Source organism: Cupriavidus sp. SIMBA_020 (assembly GCF_046535395.1).
Lineage (GTDB): Bacteria > Pseudomonadota > Gammaproteobacteria > Burkholderiales > Burkholderiaceae > Cupriavidus > Cupriavidus campinensis.
In genome coordinates this window covers 1-250 of sequence record NZ_JAWRWU010001261.1, presented here as the reverse complement: position 1 = coordinate 250, position 250 = coordinate 1, and the positions used below count along the sequence as shown (strand labels likewise).

1 protein-coding gene is annotated in these 250 nt (G+C 70.4%); it reads right to left on the bottom strand.

Annotation, left to right across the window (positions count from 1 at the left end):
- Positions 1-7: 7 nt before the first annotated feature.
- Positions 8-250, bottom strand: a 243-nt coding sequence (locus SB751_RS33550; protein ID WP_410749440.1) for an NADH-ubiquinone oxidoreductase-F iron-sulfur binding region domain-containing protein, incomplete at its 5' end; no start/stop codon positions are given.

Genomic DNA, 250 nt, shown 5'->3' with positions numbered 1-250 from the left:
CTCGGCTTCAGGCGGGATGGGCGGCGGACTGCGAGGACTCGATGCCGAAGTCCTGCGGGAAGTGGTTCAGCGCGGACAGCACCGGATAGGGCGCCATGCCCCCCAGCGCGCACAGCGATCCGCCCAGCATGGTGTCGCACAGGTCGCGCAGCAGGTGCACCTGCTGTTCGCGCCCCGGGCCGCCAGCGGCGATCTTGTCCAGGGTCTCCACCCCACGGGTGGAACCGATGCGACAGGGCGTGCACTTGCC